The 18,909-nt window shown below is 42.6% G+C and carries 17 protein-coding genes and 2 pseudogenes; 1 reads left to right on the top strand and 18 read right to left on the bottom strand.

Annotated elements, in window-relative coordinates; all coding sequences use genetic code 11:
* Positions 1 to 844 precede the first annotated feature (844 nt).
* Positions 845 to 1,876, bottom strand: a pseudogene (locus tag AC1RJL_RS19115) (calcium-binding protein); the annotation flags it as partial.
* Here AC1RJL_RS19115 and AC1RJL_RS19110 point away from each other — a divergent pair.
* Complete coding sequence (locus AC1RJL_RS19110; RefSeq protein WP_492917254.1) at positions 1,875 to 2,207, top strand: hypothetical protein; 333 nt, start codon at positions 1,875 to 1,877, stop codon at positions 2,205 to 2,207. The pseudogene AC1RJL_RS19115 and the gene AC1RJL_RS19110 overlap by 2 nt on opposite strands.
* 32 nt (positions 2,208 to 2,239) lie before the next feature.
* Here AC1RJL_RS19110 and AC1RJL_RS19105 read toward each other — a convergent pair.
* The 17 genes and pseudogenes from AC1RJL_RS19105 to AC1RJL_RS19025 all read right to left on the bottom strand — a co-directional run.
* A pseudogene (locus AC1RJL_RS19105) lies at positions 2,240 to 2,551 on the bottom strand (calcium-binding protein); the annotation flags it as partial.
* A 1,343-nt stretch (positions 2,552 to 3,894) separates the two neighbouring features.
* Positions 3,895 to 4,479 carry a hypothetical protein gene (locus AC1RJL_RS19100; protein WP_492917010.1) on the bottom strand — a complete coding sequence of 195 codons (585 nt, stop codon included), beginning with the start codon at positions 4,477 to 4,479 and terminating at the stop codon, positions 3,895 to 3,897.
* Positions 4,480 to 4,484: 5 nt separating this feature from the next.
* Positions 4,485 to 6,575, bottom strand: coding sequence for a hypothetical protein (locus AC1RJL_RS19095; protein WP_492917008.1), 2,091 nt, complete (start codon positions 6,573 to 6,575; stop codon positions 4,485 to 4,487).
* Between the two features lie 16 nt (positions 6,576 to 6,591).
* Positions 6,592 to 7,578, bottom strand: a complete 987-nt coding sequence (locus tag AC1RJL_RS19090; RefSeq protein WP_492917006.1) for a lysozyme inhibitor LprI family protein — start codon at positions 7,576 to 7,578, stop codon at positions 6,592 to 6,594.
* A gap of 261 nt (positions 7,579 to 7,839) precedes the next feature.
* Complete coding sequence (locus AC1RJL_RS19085; protein ID WP_492917004.1) at positions 7,840 to 8,295, bottom strand: hypothetical protein; 456 nt, start codon at positions 8,293 to 8,295, stop codon at positions 7,840 to 7,842.
* Positions 8,296 to 8,575: 280 nt separating this feature from the next.
* Positions 8,576 to 9,796 carry a glycosyltransferase family 4 protein gene (locus tag AC1RJL_RS19080; RefSeq protein WP_492917002.1) on the bottom strand — a complete coding sequence of 407 codons (1,221 nt, stop codon included), beginning with the start codon at positions 9,794 to 9,796 and terminating at the stop codon, positions 8,576 to 8,578.
* Positions 9,797 to 9,860: 64 nt separating this feature from the next.
* Positions 9,861 to 11,309, bottom strand: a complete 1,449-nt coding sequence (locus AC1RJL_RS19075; RefSeq protein WP_492917000.1) for an HlyD family type I secretion periplasmic adaptor subunit — start codon at positions 11,307 to 11,309, stop codon at positions 9,861 to 9,863.
* Positions 11,302 to 13,509, bottom strand: a complete 2,208-nt coding sequence (locus AC1RJL_RS19070) for a type I secretion system permease/ATPase (protein WP_492916998.1) — start codon at positions 13,507 to 13,509, stop codon at positions 11,302 to 11,304. Before AC1RJL_RS19070 ends, AC1RJL_RS19075 begins: the two co-directional genes overlap by 8 nt.
* A 320-nt stretch (positions 13,510 to 13,829) precedes the next feature.
* Entirely contained in the window at positions 13,830 to 14,204 is a 375-nt protein-coding gene (locus tag AC1RJL_RS19065) for a DUF4844 domain-containing protein (protein WP_492916996.1), read from the bottom strand.
* A gap of 209 nt (positions 14,205 to 14,413) precedes the next feature.
* Positions 14,414 to 14,806 carry a hypothetical protein gene (locus AC1RJL_RS19060; RefSeq protein WP_492916994.1) on the bottom strand — a complete coding sequence of 131 codons (393 nt, stop codon included), beginning with the start codon at positions 14,804 to 14,806 and terminating at the stop codon, positions 14,414 to 14,416.
* An 11-nt stretch (positions 14,807 to 14,817) separates the two neighbouring features.
* A complete protein-coding gene (locus AC1RJL_RS19055) occupies positions 14,818 to 15,636 on the bottom strand; it encodes an RHS repeat-associated core domain-containing protein (RefSeq protein ID WP_492916992.1) in 819 nt (272 codons plus the stop codon).
* A gap of 302 nt (positions 15,637 to 15,938) precedes the next feature.
* Entirely contained in the window at positions 15,939 to 16,319 is a 381-nt protein-coding gene (locus AC1RJL_RS19050; protein ID WP_492916990.1) for a hypothetical protein, read from the bottom strand.
* 5 nt (positions 16,320 to 16,324) lie between these two features.
* Positions 16,325 to 16,579: a hypothetical protein gene (locus AC1RJL_RS19045; protein ID WP_492916988.1), complete on the bottom strand. Its 255-nt coding sequence runs from the start codon at positions 16,577 to 16,579 to the stop codon at positions 16,325 to 16,327.
* Complete coding sequence (locus AC1RJL_RS19040; protein WP_492917246.1) at positions 16,560 to 17,003, bottom strand: RHS repeat-associated core domain-containing protein; 444 nt, start codon at positions 17,001 to 17,003, stop codon at positions 16,560 to 16,562. The genes AC1RJL_RS19045 and AC1RJL_RS19040 overlap by 20 nt, the downstream gene beginning before the upstream one ends.
* Before the next feature lie 12 nt (positions 17,004 to 17,015).
* Positions 17,016 to 17,450, bottom strand: coding sequence for a hypothetical protein (locus tag AC1RJL_RS19035; RefSeq protein WP_492916986.1), 435 nt, complete (start codon positions 17,448 to 17,450; stop codon positions 17,016 to 17,018).
* Positions 17,451 to 17,860: 410 nt separating this feature from the next.
* Complete coding sequence (locus AC1RJL_RS19030; RefSeq protein ID WP_492916984.1) at positions 17,861 to 18,310, bottom strand: DUF4265 domain-containing protein; 450 nt, start codon at positions 18,308 to 18,310, stop codon at positions 17,861 to 17,863.
* Positions 18,311 to 18,322: 12 nt separating this feature from the next.
* A partial coding sequence (locus AC1RJL_RS19025; protein ID WP_492916982.1) for an RHS repeat-associated core domain-containing protein occupies positions 18,323 to 18,909 on the bottom strand: 587 nt, incomplete at its 5' end.

Here is an 18,909-nt window from a genome sequence, read left to right as displayed (position 1 = left end):
CCCAAGCCTCACCATTACTGAATTCAATACGATGGATGGCTTTGTTTGCCACAAGGTCGCCGGTACTCGCATTGAACATGCCGTTAACGACAACGGATTGGTTGTTGGAAATAATTAATAATAAATTGCCATTGGTGCGATGCAAGGCAAGCTGATCGGCGGTGATGCCTTCCGTTAATTTGATGGTGTTATTACCACCCTGTTCGGTAATGCTGTCAAAACCATCGCCTGCGCGAATCACATAAATATCGTCACCCAGGTTTCCAAGGAGGGTGTCATCACTTTGGCCACCAATCAAAATCGAGCCGCCGGCGTGGGCTATGAGGGTATCGTTGAGTAAGCCACCGGCCAGTTGTGTACCAGCAGTTTGTGCAGTGCGGGTTACTTCAGTACTTAACCTTGCCAGCATGACATTGTCGATGGTGGTGGATTTTGCCGAAGTGGGTGAATCCGTAAACTCATCCACACTGTTACCCAGCGCCAGATGATTTACAGCCCCATTCAAACCATCCCGAATAAAAATAGCAGCATTGCCGGTACGCAATATCAGGTTGTCGCCTTGTGCAGTAAGGGCGATCTGATCGAGAGAAGAAACACCGACCAGGGCTAATGTGTTGTTGCCTTCGGTGCCTTCAATGGTGAGCAAAGGAGCAGATGATGACGATGACTGCATACTGGCTTGTGATGCGAGCGACGCATAGCCAAGTGCATTGGGATTCTGGTTGTTGGCGGCAGCCTGTACATCAGCTTCTTCAAAAACAATATCCTCAATAATATAGATATTGTTGCCCGCACCACCGCTGAAATACTGGTCGGTCACTTCACCCACCATAATATCGTCGCCTTCACCGCCGACAAAACCATCCCGGCCTTCACCGCCGATAAGTAAATCATTGCCATCACCACCGACGAGGGTGTCATCACCTTTACCGCCGATAATAATGTCCCGCCCTTCTTCACCATAAAGCACATCATCACCATCGCCGCCGTCAATAATGTCATTGCCTGCTCCGGCAAATACCACGTCATTATCCGCACCGCCCGATAAATAATCGGCGTAGATTCCACCCTCCAGATAATCATCACCCGCATCACCAAATAAATTGGCGCCTTTGATATTGGCAAAATCCTCAAGCGTTTTTCCAGCACCAGGGGAAAACCGGGAAACGGCCATGGAAAGCGGTGACGGATTGTCGGTTGATAAGGGGGTTAATTGTCCATCGTTTGAGTAGTCATAAGTAAGCGTGTAACTGCCGGCAAAACCATAACTCACATCACCGTTGCTGTGGTTGCTGGAAGTACTGCCACTCTTGCCAATAAATTTTACGTTTTCAATCGCTGAATTATATTCGGCGTAGCTGCTGGTAAAATCTTTAAAATAACGGTTGTTTAATGTGTAATTCAGCCCATCTTTTTCAACACCGAAATTCATACGCGAGAGTGCATCAGCATAAATTTCATCGCGGGTGAGTGCGCGATGGCCAATAATACCGCGACTTTCATCGGCCAATACTTCTTTGAGGTTATTGAACTGGAAATACGCCGGGCCGGTAGAGACAAGAATATCGTTACCTTCACCGCCGCGTGCAATGGAACCACCTGCCGAAGCAAAAATAAAATCATTGCCTGCACCGCCATCGATACTGTCTACGCCTGACGCACCCGCACCGGATTGGAATGTGGCAGAGGCATTAGCGCCTAACGTGGTGGTGAATCCGCCGGAAATAATATCGTTGCCATCACCACCGAGCAGTGTGTCGCTGCCATTCAGCATGCCCATGATGATGTCATTACCGGAACCGCCATTGGCATAGAGTGCGGTGAAGGTGCTGAGATCAAGGGTTGGGTTGTTATCGCGTAAATTATCGAGGGTGATGGCGTTATTGCCACCATCACCATTGACGGTAGCGACATTGCCAGCAGAAGGTGCGGAGGTATCTATTGTTAAGGAAATCCCTAAATTGCCTGGATTCCATTTTTTAATAAGGATATTGCCTTGGGCGGCATCAGTGAGAGAGGTGATAAGCAAATCAGTAGAGCTGCCGTTATTGATTTTTATGGCTTCAAATTTATTGCCTGCATCGCGGAAGATAATGTCGGAGCCTTGCACGGAGGTGAAACTGCCAGAGAATCCGGCGATTGAAATGGAGCCGCTGCCATCGGAGTCTTTAATTATATCGGTGCCGAAATTGCCTTCGAAGAAGTAGGTGTCGTTGCCTGCACCGCCGAGCAATACATCATTGCCTTCACCGCCGGTTAACTGGTCATTACCAGTGCCGCCATCAAGTACATCGTTACCGGCACCACCTTCCAGTTTGTCATTACCTGCCCCACCGTAGAGCCTGTCATTATATGCGCCACCAGTTAAATTATTAGCAGTCGCGTCACCAAAGCGAATCAATGCAGTTTCTTGACCCGATGATTGTGATTGGGAAATCAGCGGCGCACCGCCGGTTGTGGAGTCGTAGTAGTGAATATGGGTTGAGGTACTATTGGTTATTGTGTCGATGGCTTGATCAGCAGCATTGCGGGAAATTAATGCCGTTAACATGGCGGTGCGATCTTGATACCAAGCATCCGAAAAATTAGATTTTCCTAGTGATCGATCCTGTGCATTCAATGACTGATCACTTTCCCACAGAGCATACAAATCAGGATTCAGTGTTTTTAATAATTCTTGATCACCGGACAACTTGAAAGGCGTTAAAAAATAGAGCGAAAGGAATTGGCCGTAATCTTTTTTAGCAATTGAGGAATCCGTTGATGGATACACGAGCGCAACCTTTCCAGCCAGATAGCTTAAACCGCCCCCCTGTTCAAGCATTGTTTTTAACGCATCCATGTTGTTATACAAATCATTACGCGCGTCAATATCAGCTTTTGAGCCAACCATTGTTGAATCAATATTATTTCCCAATAGGGTTTTACGAAGTCCATCCAGCAAATATTCGTAAGAATCAATGCCTTTATTTGAAGCAAGCTGTAATAAGGTTTTCAAAAAACCGGATGGATTGTTGGCCTGTGAAGTATCCAGCTTGGCAAATAGGCTGATAAGGTTCAAACCATCCAAACCATTAATCACGCTGTGGTTAATACTCAAACCATCTATTAAGCTAGGGCCAACTTCCTGAGAAATACTAACTATCGTTCCCGGTTGTGTCGGTACAAGATGCACCAAATCACCTTCAGCATTTACTGAGGTGATTTTGGAGCCATCAATAGGAGAAAAACCCAACTCAGTCAAAGCATCTTGTCGAACGCCAGGTGCATTCAGCGTAACTATTGTTCCAATATTCTGTGGAAACATCGAAGCAAATACATATGCCAGATTGCCCCCCAAGCTATGCCCTGTTACATCAACGATTTCATTTTCACCAACAAGGCCAAGCCCGGTATCTGTCAGGAGTTGTGTGGCAAATATGGCAATATCAATGACAACCCCATAATCACCTAATTCGTACATACTCCACAGTGCAGAAATTTCACTCAATGAATATTCAACATCAACACCGGCGGGAGTTATCAAGCGCTTCCAGTAACGGTATAAATCAAAGGCTTGACTGGCGGCATAGCCATTGGGCCCAATATCGGAAATATCAGCATCGGTAAAGTCATTCCATATTTCTTCGCTGCCGCGAATGGCTAAGACTTTTTTTCCTGTGTATTTATCCAAAAAAATTGCGGCTTGAAAACCGGTATTTTCGCTTTCAAATGAGCCATCTAAAAATGAATAGTTACTTATAAAAGTATCAGCCTCTTTTCCTGAAAACCCAGCATCACCAAGCAATAAATCTTTTGACATTCCTGTACTTAAATCACCATAAATAGCTTTAGCTGTACTAATTAAATCTATTAATTTTTCAATGTTACTGATTGTCATTTTTTATTCCTATATTAATTTTTAAATGCTGAGTTCCAATTTTTTACCCATGCAGAAGTGCCTGAAAAAGCTCCAGATTCAACTGTAGGGCAAAACTCTCTTATTGACATATCCAAAGGTGTTCTATCTCTATTAAATTTTTCGTATTTAAACGTAATATATTTAGCAATATTATGATTCGATTGATAATCAAAAACTTTATATCCGAATTTTGTTAATCTAATTTCATTAACTAATTGCTGCTCAATACGAACCAATTTATATTTGGCTTCTTTGCTTTTATCAGACGATGATATACTAAAAGAATTTTCATCCAAATGATCTCCCCCCATATAGATTAGATCATAGCTAATTCCATTTTTTTTATTTACATAACGTACAAACCCAACACCTTTGATCTGCCCAAAAACTTGAGCATCATTTTTATCTTCAGCAATCCACCCCATATTTTTTTCAAGCGGCTCATAAATACTCAACCCACCTTCTTTTGCACAATACTGCTTAAAACGGTAGTAGCCTTTGATATTGTCAAAAAAATACAAACCGCCTAACAAGGAAACTACCCCTAGCGTTACCCAGAATTTATGGTTTCTTTTCATAAAATTTACCGTACCAATTTTTTATTGATGCAAAAAATATTATCGTTTGCGGAATCGATCCCGTTTTGCCATGATGTTTTTTCAATCAGACTCAAGCCCAATTGGCCTTCACCCCAATTGTTTATTGTGATGCTGTTATTTGTATCGGTGAGCAGCGTGACAACAGAAGCGAAAATAAAATCATTGCCTGCACCGCCATCGATACTGTCTACGCCTGACGCACCCGCACCGGATTGGAATGTGGCAGAGGCATTAGCGCCTAACGTGGTGGTGAATCCGCCGGAAATAATATCGTTGCCATCACCACCGAGCAGTGTGTCGCTGCCATTCAGCATGCCCATGATGATGTCATTACCGGAACCGCCATTGGCATAGAGTGCGGTGAAGGTGCTGAGATCAAGGGTTGGATTGTTATCGCGTAAATTATCGAGGGTGATGGCGTTATTGCCACCATCACCATTGACGGTAGCGACATTGCCAGCAGAAGGTGCGGAGGTATCTACTGTTAAGGAAATCCCTAAATTGCCTGGATTCCATTTTTTAATAAGGATATTGCCTTGGGCGGCATCAGTGAGAGAGGTGATAAGCAAATCAGTAGAGCTGCCGTTATTGATTTTTATGGCTTCAAATTTATTGCCTGCATCGCGGAAGATAATGTCGGAGCCTTGCACCGAGGTGAAACTGCCGGAGAATCCCGCTATAGAAATAGTGCCACTGCCGTCGGAGTCTTTGATTATATCGGTGCCGAAGTTGCCTTCGAAGAAGTAGGTGTCGTTGCCTGCACCGCCGAGCAATAAGTCGTTACCTTTTCCTCCCGTTAATTTATCTGCACCGTCCTTGCCCACCAATACATCATTCCCGTCACCGCCTTTTAACTCGTCGTCTTTGGCCGCGCCTATCAGAAAATCATCACCTGCATTTCCTTCAAGAATATTATTAACATCATTATTTGTCGCAATCAAAAGATCGCTTTTATCAATTTGTCCCGGAATACCATCGTGACCTTTAGAGTCGATAATTTTGTACGTTGCTCCACCAGTAAAACCCAATACCACATCACCATCAAAACGATAGTTTGCACCTTCCAGCCCAGTGCCTTCTCCATCAAGGTAGTGATCGATTAAATATGGTGCCAGTGGTTTTAAAATATCTTGAAAATAAAGTTGTTCTTTTAAGTTTAATGGATCATTTGAATTTAACCGATAATCTATAATCGCATCTTCCGCCATACCCCAATAATTATTTTCATAGCCGATCATATATTGAAGTCGAGTTTGATTCCCATCAAAGGAAGAGTTCAAAAATGCAATAAACGATTCTGCCTCTTCTTTGCTGACATTTTCGGGATCAGCAAAAGGACTAAATAATGCAGATTCAAAATAACGGCGTTTGGCAATGCCTGGTCCAGCAGATGCACCACCATTACTGCGATAGCGAATACGGAACCAAGCTTCTGCACGGTTATTATCAATCAATGCTTGTGCAAGTGGTGTGGGGCCATTTGTATCGGGATCTTTAATAAAGGTCGTAGAGCCAAATATTAAGCTAAGCAGAGCTAAACGTTCGCGGGATGCAGGAAAATTGAATACACCAGGAGCATAGTTATCTGTAACCCCCACATCTGCCAGCACTCGTTCTAAACGGTTTTCAAAATCACCTAAATGACCATTTAAGAAATCGCGGGCAGCCTGCTTTGAAGAAAAAGCAAAGGCAACCGGACTAACCAATGCGTCACTTAATGCCGTGTTCAAATTATCAATTAAAGTCTGCTCTTGGGCTGCTACATTCTCCAACAGACCACCACTTTGGTAAGTTTGTGTCGTATACTCCTGAAGAGCTGCTAATAAAGTTGAATAATCATGCCCTTCCTTGTACGTTGTCTGATCACCTGACTTAATATTTAATACATCATGCAAAAAATCTGCTGTTTGTCTACCCTCGCCAGCCGCAAGATTCCAACCAATCCCAATTGTTGGAAGGCCAACACTATCAATATAGACACCAAGGGAAAGCCCCTCGAATAATTCAATAATTAACGCCCTAATTTCCCTATAAGTAGCTTCATTGATAGGGGCTGCTGAAAAATTGGTTGTCATAACAATACATCTCCATTTATTTAATTAATTCATAACCACATACAGATTCTTCTTTTTCCGTAAAATCAAGAACAGCCATTAATCTTTCCCTAGAGGAATCAAACGTAAAATATAGATCTTTATACTTAAAAATATGAGTGGCATTGGTTATGCTCAATATTCCGGGACTACTATACGTTTTTTTATCAGGTCCACTTAAGTCATCATTTAGAACAATAAAATCCCAATATAATCGCTTATCAATACCGCTTAATTTATTAGCTTTAAAAAAAAGTATTGGATACAGCATCTGTTTATTATCCCGGTAAATTACTGCACTCCCCAAGTAATAACTTAACCCTCCTCTTTTTTCCTTGTATTTTTCAAGACCAGATATGCGCGCCTCAGAATCCTTCGGTTTTTCAGACATCAATATTTTTTCAACGATCACCGGCCAAAAACGTTTTTCACCATCCTCAACAAGCTTCCAATCAACGGGGTGAAAGTTTTCCCGACCATTTAAGATATTCAGAAAAATATCCTGGTAAATTTCTTCATAAGGCACTTCATTAATAACATCAAGCATGGTTTGACACACACCATTGTCATATAAGGATTCGAAATCACGATGGGGTTTTAATCGATACTTTGGCGTAACTTTTCCCGGGCCTTTCTCTTTATTCAATATGCTATTTTTTATCCTCCTTAATTCATCTATACGAAACTCATAGGCACTAGCTCGACATACATCACCAATACATGCATTTCGCCGTTGCTTGAGCCAAGCAAGTTGTTCTTTTTTTAAGGCGTCCTTATCAGCTACCATTCCCCTTACTTCGCTGTATAGCGCACCAAGTTGCTCATCTAACAGTGATAACTTAGGGTTTTGGCATATTTTTTTTTCAAGAAATGCACTGGCCTTAGCACAATCAAAACTCGCCGCCTGTAAAGAACCAGATAAAGCCACAACACCAACAATCCCAATCACGTTGGCAATTGCCTTTTTAAATACCGTATTACTCATGCTATTTTTCCTCAAAATACTGGATACCTGTATCTGCCTATTGGGTTTAGAAGGCAGGTTTATGGGATAAGAATGGGAGTAAAGGAATCCATGGGATTGAAATATTGCTTAGGTAGAATTTTGCCAGTACATCCATTTTTACATCCAGTGTGTTTGAGGGATTCTTATGCGGCTATCTTTAAGCTGCACTTTTGTCAAAAAATGATTGAAACGAATGGCAAAAAGCAATTAAAAAAACACCCGCTTAATTGCTTTGTCAGGCTAATTCACAGAGAACACTAGCCCCTTATAGGAACCTTGAAAACTTTCAAAATTAGATATCTCCGTATATTCGAATACCTTCCTTCTAAACTCAGATTTGACCTCGTCAGATTTGTAAGAGTAACCAAATAATTTCCGGCTTACCTTGATATTTGAACCTACACCTACAACTTTAGATGGATGATAACCGCTTAAAATTATTTCTTTTATTTTTACTCCTTTATCAGGTACCACTCTCCAAACAACTGGCTCATACGAAGATAATACCAATATCACCGGTCTTTTTTTTGTATGAACATTAACCTCTATGTGACCATCAGGGTGGTCCCCAAATGAGTGCCGCTTACCCGCTGGATAGCTGCCTTCATAAACTCCAATACCATGTAAAGTGGGACGGGTAGAACAACCTGAAATTAAAAAACAGTGTAATAGCAATAAAAATGTAAATTTTTTCATCAGTTAATTTATCCTTAAAACGCCTAATGCTTGGTATGAGTAATTAATATGAATTAAAAAGGACATAAATTCTTCGCATGAAGATTATGGAGTGGCGAGATCAATTTTTCATACTTAAGTCCATTTGCATATCCTATATTGTTGAGAAAATCAGCCGGAGAAACTGAATCGTCCATTGTCCTGTAAATTTAGGTGGGTATTTACACAGTAGTGATCATACCAATTCGGATTAATTTGCAAACAAATTTTGACATCATAAACACGGTATAAGCATAATTATTTATGTCCCAATCATAGCCTTCATCCACAGCACCTGTTTTGGTAAACATATTTTTCCGAGATCATAGTGTTGCACAATAAACTCCCTTGCCGATTCGCTCAGCCGCTGTTTCTCTGCCACATTCCTTAATAAATAAGAAACTTGGCTTGCAACTTCCATTACATCAAAAAAGTCTGTCAAAATACCAGTCTCATTATGTTTGATAACTTCTTTAACCGGTGCTGTGTTGCTGGCAATAATCGCACAACCTGCACTCATCGCTTCCAGCAAGCTCCAACTCAATACAAAGGGATAAGTCAGGTACACATGCACACTGGATATTTGTAGTAATTGAATAAAATCCAGATACGGGAGTTTTCCAACAAAATGTACGCGACTTAAATCCAGTTGCTCTCGCACTTCGTTTAAAAATAATTGCTTCCAGGTAGTGCCAGCTGGACACTTACTACCATAACTAACATCATCACCACCAACAATAATCACTCTTGCTTTCGGATTTTCTTTGAGGATTTTTGGCAATGCACGCATAAAAATATGGTAGCCGCGCATGGGCTCCAAGTTGCGGTTGACGAAGGTGATAATTTCGTCGTTTTTCGTTAGCTCAATGCCATTCAAACGCATGGTGACGTGCAGATTTGGCTTTACTAAACTGGTATTAATGCCGTCATGAATCACGGAAATTTTATCTTGGAAATGTTTAGGAAAAGTTGAGCGCTGGTAGTATGTCGGCGATAACCCTGTATCGGCTTGTAGTAGATGTAAATCAAAATTGGCATTTTTAAGCCGTAACCGGCAGGCTATGTCCAACTCCGATATTGAAAATTCCGGATCAAAACCTACATCACCTCCCAACACTTGATAATAAAACTCGCAATAAAGCGCGAGTTTTGCATGTGGCCAAACATCTTTTAAAAACAGGCTCTCTCCCCAGCCGGGGTGGGCAATAATTAGATCAGGGGTAAAACCTTCTTTTTTTAATTGCATGGCACCCCAAAAAGCAGCTTCACCACGAATTGTTTTGGTTTCCATATCCGCTAACCACGGATGAATTTCTTTGCTGTTCGAACGCTTGATGCTGTAAGTATGTAGCTTTACACCAGATGGACAGGGGCGATTACTGGATGAGAGTGCACGAATATCATTTTTTGGATCTGCTGCCAACGCAGGCGCAAGATGCACAAATTGTGCAGGAAAGTTTTGGTGAATAAATAATACGTTCATAGCAACAACTGGTTCCTTAGTGCTTACTACAAGAAAAACCGGCTAATCAATTATTAGCAACTAATTAGCGCTCTCTAATACTTTCCTGTTTGTACCTGAGCAGCGGTGACAGAAAATATTCAATCACCCTACGCTGCGTTGTTTTTACTTCTGCCGTCACCGCCATACCCGGAATGAGTTTCACCTCCTTGGCTTCAACACGAATAGTGCTCTTGTGCATTTTCAAATGCATGGTGTACACCAGCCCCAACTTTTCATCGATGATGGCGTCATCTGAAATGTGGGTAACCGTTGCATCGATCAAACCGTACTTGGTAAACGGGAAGGTGTGGATCTTGATTTCAGCGGCCATATCTTTCTGCACAAAGCCGATATCCTGGTTGCCAAGCATCACCTGCACTTCCAAGCCCTCTTCTTCCGGCACAATGATCATAAGCTCTTGTGCTTCGGTAACGATACCGCCGATGGTGTTGATAGCGAGCTGTTGCACATAACCGGATACGGGGGCGTAGAGGATTTGTTTGTCATTCATATCCGTGGCTTTGACCAGCTCTTCACTGATGGTGGCAATCTGGTTGCGACTATCAGCGATTTGGGTGAGGAGTTTGCCAAGGGTATCGGCCTTGAGTGCATTGATTTGTTGTTGCGCTTCATTGATGGCAGCACTTAACTGCTGTTGCATTTGTTGCTGTGCAGCCAAATCTTGTACGCGCTCAATGCGCTGCTGCTCGACCTCCAGGTATTCCGCTTCTGAAGCCATGTTTTTGGCATAGAGGCTTTCCAACGCCTGTGCCCGCTTGGTAATCATCGGCAGGGTTTGCTCAAGTTTTTTTATTGTTTCCTGGTTGGCAATTTTTTCGCTATGCACTTTTTTGAGTCCGCTATGCAGGCTACTTAATTGCGCCTGATATTGCTGCCATTGCTCCCAGGTTTTTTGCTGGTACAACACTATTTCAGTTTCAGTGGGTTTGATGGCGGCATGGACTTTCAACTGTATTTCAGTTGCCATAGTCGGTTGCAGATTTTTTTGTACCTCTGTTTTTGTTTTTAAACCGGAGCTGTTAACCAGAAATGATTGCAATGCTTCTGCACCGGCGAGGTTGAGACTCGCATTGTGCAACTCCTGCTGCATACGCGATTGATCGGCGGCGGTGATGGTGCGATCCAATTCGATTAGCGGATCGCCTTTATTAACGTACTGCCCCTCGCGGATATGAATTGTTTTGACAAACCCCTTGGAGAGCGGCTGGATTTGTTTAACACGGCTACCGGGAATAATTTTACCTTCTGCACTGGAGACCACATCGACTTTGCCGATAATGGCCCAGGCAAGCACCAGAACAAATAAAGCAATCAGTACCCAGGCAAGCCAGCGCACAAGTGGATTGGGCGGGGACTCCTGTAACTCCAATGCAGCGGGCATAAATTCGGCGAGGTTTTGGTGTTTGGAACCATCGCCGAGTTTGGCACGCTCGCGCCAGGCATCGAGCAGTTGCTGGAAAAAATTAGTCATGAAGCACCTCCAACAGCTGGCTTGCAGATGTGTGTGCTGACGTTTTTGATGGCGTGGCGGTTGCCTTAGCCGGTTGTGGGCGGTGTTGTTGGTAACCGTGCAACTGGGCGTAATAGCCCTGTTGTTGCAGCAATTCTTCATGCGGGCCTTGCTCTACAATCTGCCCTTTATTCATCACGATGATGCGATTACAGATCCGCACCGTACTCAAGCGATGAGCAATGATAAATACCGTGCGACCTTTACAGATCTCTGCCATGTTGTCCTGGATAATCCGCTCAGACTCGTAGTCCAGAGCACTGGTGGCTTCATCGAAGATGAGGATGCGTGGATTGGTTAAGAGCGCGCGGGCAATGGCCAACCGCTGGCGCTGGCCACCGGAAAGGTTGCTACCCTGTTCACCTACCATGGTGTCGTAGGCTTCCGGGAGATCAACAATAAACTCGTGGGCACCGGCGAGCTTGGCAACTGCAACAATTTGCTCCATCGGCGCAGCAGGATTGGTGAGGGCAATATTTTCCCGCACCGTTTGGTTGAATAAAAAGTTCTCCTGTAGAACAACACCAATATTGCGGCGCAGCCATGCCGTATCCACCATCGCCAAATCAACACCGTCAACCAGGACACGGCCGGACTCGGGTAAATACAAACGCTGGATTAATTTGGTTAATGTACTTTTGCCGGAACCGGAGCGGCCGACAATTCCAATAATCTCTCCGGGTTTTACTTGCAGGTTAAAACCATCGAGAATTACCGGTCCATCGTGACGATAACGAAAGCGCACATGCTCGAAACTCACATCACCTGCAATGGAAGGCAACGTTGAGCGATTGGGGTTGTAACCAGGTTCGCGTGGAGTATTGAGGATGTCGCCAAGACGCTCAATGGAGATACCCGCTTGCTGGAAGTCCTGCCAGAGTTGCACCAGTTTCAGGATGGGGCCACTCACCCTACCTGCCAACATATTAAAGGCGATCAATTCACCCACAGTCAGTTGACCCGCAATAACCAGATGTGCGCCCCACCAGATAATGCCCAATGTCATTAATTTATTAATCAGGCCCGCGATTTGGTTTGCGACATTACCGAGGTTCTGGCTGCGGAAGGATGCACTCACATAATTGGCTAATTGATCCTCCCATTTACGTTGCATTTGCGGCTCTACCGCCATGGCTTTTACCGTTTGTACACCGGTAACGGATTCGGTGAGAAAGGCAGTATTGGCAGCGCCGTATTTGAATTTCTCATTCAGGCGATGGCGCAAAATCGGAGTAATGAAAACCGATAGGAGTATGTAGCAAGGGATGGTGGCAGCCACTACAAAAAATAAAGTGGAACTGTAGTACCACATCACCAATAAGAAAACGATGGTAAAACCAAGATCCAGAATCAATGTGAGTGCACTACCGGTAATAAAATTGCGAATAGTATCCAGTTCATGTACGCGCGCCACGTTCTGACCGACTTGCCTGGCTTCAAAGTAGCCCATGGGCAATGCCATCAAATGATGGAATAAACGTGAGCCCAATTCCACATCGACACGACTGGTGGTGTGGGACATGGTGTAACTGCGAATACCGCCGAGCAGCGCCTCAAAAATTGCAATCGCAAAAAACGCGAAGGCAATAACATCCAGTGTGCTGAAGCCGCGATGCACCAATACCTTGTCCATCACCACCTGAAATAACAGCGGTGTAATCAAACCAAATAATTGCAAAAAGAATGAAGCGATCAGCACTTCACCAAACAGCTTGCGGTATTTAATAAGTGAGGGGATAAACCAGCTGATATCAAACTTTTGCTGCAAGCTTTCGCGGATGCCGAGACGGCGGCTGAGAAAAATAACTTCACCTGACCAGAGCGAATTGAATTCGTCGGCGGTTAATGTCTTGGGAGTTTGCTCACGTAAATCCTGCACCAGGACTTTTGTAGGAACACCATCTTCCCCCGCGATACGCGCAAGAATGATGTAATCACCCTCTTTGGTTTTAGCGATAGCGGGCAAACTGGAGCCGATTAATTTACCAAGTGGAAAGGTAAACAGTTTGGCTTTAAAGGTAAGTGCCTTCGCCGCACGAAGAATCTCCGTGTTACCAAAAGGCTGACCGGGGATAGCGAATTGGTGGGAAATTTGCGCTGCATCAGCGGGGAGTTGATGAAATCCTGCGAGTGCTACCAAGCACTGTAAACCTGTGTCCATGGTTTTAGTCCATTCGTGCAATAATCAAATTGGCGCCAATACTAATTAGGAAATACCCTTATATCAATCGTATTGAAAACTATTGGCGCATAAAACAACATTCACTCCTATCATTTAAGGCGTAGAACCAAAAACAGAACATAACGATTACCCGCCTATGGCACACATTTTATAACTGCGCACCATCGCGTTTTTTATTTTTCTCACCGAAATTCAAAAAGATGCTACAGCTATAAAAAATATCCCGGGCAGCGAACTAACCGGAGTAAGGAAATACTTGCTCAAATATGTAAGGTTGAAGAATTATTTCTTACTGAAAATTATGGGTCAAACCCATACATCCACTCATTTAAAATACCATCAGAACTCTCCAAACCAATGCAATCCATGATTTTTTCAAACTGATTGCCTAGGTTTTCTGCATCTTCCGTATCAAGTTCATCTCGATTGAAACGATAGATACTTGACCTTAGAAGATCAAGAAGTTGCTCTTCTGAGTAATTATCCTCGATAAGAACTTTGAAGTTTTCAATAACATCCAAAAATTCTTTTTCGAGCCTTTCCTTTAGCTGCTCATCCTGAATGCCACTATAAAGAAAATCATCCGGACCAAAATGTTTCGCTTTTTTAAAGTCATTCAGGTTTTCTATAAGTTCTGGCTTTTTCATTTTTTTACCAACTGACCCAACTTTCATTTGCAATCCCATGATCGCAAGGGATGATCAGGATACCCACCACAGATTACCGTGTCCTGTTTGCAACTCAGGTGCATTGGTAGAGCAGGATTCGAGTTATGCGCGGGTGCTTGGTGTTGACGGCGGAATAATGAGGTCGATCATCGTTACAATATTTAAAGAACAACTCTGGACAGTAATCTGTCCAGAGTTTTCAATCTGACTGCTATTTAAAAGTTAATTGAATCTGTTTTGTCAGAATCAATTAAAATCAATCTTTCACACGAAAAAATTTTAAAGTAAATCAAAGCCATATAAGACATAAACTTTCTTAAAAAATTAACCGTATAAAAAGAAAATCCATCGGAAATTTCAACAGGATCTTTTTCTTCCAAAAGATAAATCGCTTCAACAGTTGAATATGAGGAAAACAATAAATTACCTACGATTCCGATGTTATTTTCAATTAATCTTTCTTTTAATCTTCCCACAACAATTGATCTAACATCATGCAAGCATTTAGCAGTTACAACAAAGGTTGTAAAAAAACCAACAATCTCTTTTTTATCAGAAACTGTTAAAAAATATCCATGTCCTTCCAAAATGACTTTAAATCGTTTCATATTGATTAATTTCAGCACTCACCAGGTTTTATATTAAGGCAAACTTTGTCCGTAGTATTACTCATCCTATAAAATGACATACCTTCGTTATCATTGCTGTCAGATTGCTCCATGGATTTATTTTCATTTCTCTTATTATCTGCATTTTGTATCAATCGAGCTCCAAGATCGTCGTTCATTCTATCTAAAGGTCCGCCCTCTATTAAGTCTGCAGTATATGCAGCCGTATCCAAGAGATCGGCAGCCCCCAATAACGCTGCAGTAACAACACCCCAAAATGTGTGGCCTTTAGAACCATCCGTTTGAAAGTGAGGCTTGCCTATAGAGCCGTCAGGTAAATCGTGTTCACGATGCTTCAGCAAGTTATCTTTACTATGCGCTGCAGTTTCAATCTGCTTAGCTACTTGTCGAGAATCAGCTAAAACATTTCCTCCTGACTGACGAATATTTACGGCTTGCTGCTGAATAATTCTTGCTATTTTTCTTGAAGCTGAAGCACCGAGATTAATCAACCAAGCAACTTTACCTGCCTCTCCGGTAGGATCAACCATATTAACCGGATCATTTCCCCCATACGCGTAAAGATTCAACTGATCCTCATACCCAATCGGATCGGTTGCCAGGAATCGTCCAATCACCGGATCGTAATAGCGGGCCTGCATATATACAAGGCCGGACTTATCTTCGATATGACCGGTAAATCCTTGTTCACTGTTATTACCCGGATCATTCCCCGCTGTACCGAAAGGCAAATAGTTGATGTTTTCACCGAACGGATTGTAGTTGTAGGTTTTTGATACCGCTACGCTACCATTCTGGTCAGCCTCCATAAAGGCCGTACCGAGTGATCATTCAACGGATAAAAAGCAACACTCCCTTGTCACATTGCAGGATCAAGACCGGGCGTATGGTGTGTGACTACCGGCACAAGACGCAGTACCCACCACAAGCAACCGTCCTGATTGCAACTCAAGGGGCGTTGGTTGAGCAAGCAGGGCTTACGATTAATTCAGCCGTAACCTTATGCAAGGGTGTTTGGTGTTGACGGCGGAGTGACAACACAATCCCAAACACTAAAAAAGCAAAACCCCGGGCAGTGAACTGACCGGGGCTTGTAATTACATTTGTTATCTCAATCTTTCAATGTAATTGATGGATCTTCATAGCTCAGAACGTCAATAACATCGTCTGAGGATAGTATTAAAAAATGGTAAATACGATCCTTAGTATAAATATTCAAACTTTCTTCATGAAACCATTCTATAAAACTGGACTCATCAGTTTTCATTACAAATGAAAACTCAGAAAGCTCACTTGTTCTTTTAAGCCTGTAGCTTTCATCTGATACGCGATACATTAAATGACTATCGAATTTAACCTCAACATGAAACTTTGAATTTGGATCAGAGAATAAAAAATCCAACCCATTTTTATTGTCTCTCACCTCATCCAAATACAATTCAATTTTATGTGGTAAATCTAATTTAAATTCATGCGGTATAAATTTTTTCATAATCATTACCGGTATCTGATTTTATCAGTTGGCGGTGGAGGTTTTTCACCTTCAACACGTGGAGGTTTAATTTCAATAGTACCATTAGCTCTTTCACCCTTCTCTTTACCCCCCGTATATTCTCCACCTCCTGGCCTAACTACAATTTCATTTCCATTCGCATCGGTACCCGTTGAAACTCCATTTCCACGATCTGTTAAGCCCCCCTCGCTCAATCCTTCAGCATCACCAACCGCATCTTCAAATGAGCCAGGTTTCACCCAAATATCGGTACCTTTTCTTCCCGTTGTATTCGTCCATGTTGCTCCATCTATTGGGGCAGGTTTTCTGTCGGAGATGTTGATCCATTTCCAGAATCAGTTGCACCATTAGTATCAATCGCATCAGAAGCAACTGCCGCAACAGTAGCCGCACTTCCAACAAATAAATAGCTTTTGTCGCAGCAATAATTTTTGGCGCAAATAATAAAAATGCCCACTTTCCACTTGGATCAATTGCATTCACCGGATCATTTCCCACATATGCATACATATTCATGTCGTCTGCGTAGCCGATTGGATCGGTCTGCAAGAACCTTCCCAGTTTAGGTGAATACATCCTTGCTTTGTAATGAAACAAACCAAGCTCTTGAAGCCACATCTGTCCCGTATAGCCAAAACGTCCGGTATTGGCAGAACCCGGAATACCAAACTGGTCTTAGGTAAGCTTGGTTACCGTACCACCGGAACCATTAGATCTGGCGATAATGCTGCCTTGATGATCTGCAAACAAAAATGTACGGTAATCTGCACCGACAAGATTACTACTATATTCAACCCAGGGTTCATCAACCTGATCTCCGTGTCCATATCGCCGAACCAGTGTATTCGTACCACTATACTCCGCTACAAGTGCATCCCCATCGTAGAGATAACGCCTTACGGCCGAACCGATTGTCGTTTCATACAGTCGACCCAATGGATCGTATTTGAATGAAGCTGCGACGCTGCCACTGACGCTGAGCAGTCTATTTTCGTCATCGTAAGTGTATGTGGTAGTACCGTCATTTGTCAGGTTACCTTTCGCATCATTATATTGGAGGGCAGCACCATTGATGTCAGTGTACTGATTAAGCCCATTGGTAACATACACTCCAACTCGGTTTACATTACCAACATAACTATATGCCGAATTACTCTTTTGCAGAGTGGCAACCTGGCTTGCGGAATTGTAGGTAAACGTATTGGTTAAATCGTTTGTTGTGCCAACGAGATCCTGATTTAGCGAACTTAAACGTGCTGCATCATCATAAGTGTAAACCGTTGAACTTCCATTCCTGATGATCGTATCTCTTCGTCCATTCGCCTTATAGTTCAAAGTCAAAATGGAAGTGCCCGATTCGGTGAAGTTTACAACTCAATTAATCCCCATCAAATTGATAGCCAAAATAAACATTATGATGCGGGGGTGTTTGGTGTTGATGGCGGAGTGACGGACAAACTTAAATGTTCATAAAAAAAACCGGCCAGCATGCTGGCCGGGGCTTCGAGGATCTTTATGTATTAATGTAAAGTCACATGCCTTATTGATGGATAATCGGCTACAAGAACATTGTTTTCTTGTCCTTTTTCAATAAGGGAATAAACATCATCAAAATTAATATCAGCAGGAATATTCATTGCGTAATATCCATACAAAACTCCTCCTTCAACAATACAACCAAGCTGTTTCATTCCATCTAAAATCGTTTTTGTTGCATCGCCGTCATTAATGCACAACCATACTGTGCTATTTTTTGACAGAGAGACAACACTAACAATCTCATAAGTATCACTTGAGCATTGCCGTATCTCAACCAAGTCATCGTACGATAAGTTATCTATAAAAAAGGGGATATTCTTTAAACGAAAGTAATCACCTTCTTTATCAAACCACAATGATTCTGTCGAAACAGGATAATCACCCATCTGATCTTCTGTTAATTGAATCGTGATTTTTACACTGTTGCTCAATTAAATTGCCTCTCATTTACGTTTGTTAGGATCTTCAATAACTGGTGACTTCATATTTTCAGTTGCGGTTTTGTCAACGTGACATGGATTGCATAGCAATTGACCATTCATTTCCGCGTTATTTGTGCCCCCATCTGCCAGACGTTGTTTATGATCAGCTTCACCACGAGCTTCAGAAACACTTTCCCCTGCTGATAACTTTTTACCTTTTTCTACATCTTTTCCGCAATTCTCGCATTTGTTTACACCACCATTTTTTTCAGTATTTTGCTTCCACACTGCATCCCTGAATACTCTTTGTGAAGCAGATGTTCTAGCGATTCTTGTCGTGACTATTCCTTTAGCAACTTTTTCAGTAGAAACATTTAATTTTGATGTATCACCGCTCGCTATAGCCTCGGCAACATCTTTTATCGCTTCCCTAGTAGCTGGGTCACTCAATGCGGCATGAAGTGAAGCCATACCTTGGAGATCATATGTCTGCATCCCCGTCGGATCAATTTTATTAACCGGATCATTACCCACATACGCATAAAGATTCAACTGATCCTCATACCCAATCGGATCGGTTGCCAGGAATCGTCCAATCACCGGATCGT

It is taken from the genome of Cellvibrio sp. GW822-FHT04B05 (assembly GCF_058800985.1).
Note: the sequence above shows the minus strand (reverse complement) of the source record. Positions and strands in the feature narration are given on the sequence as shown.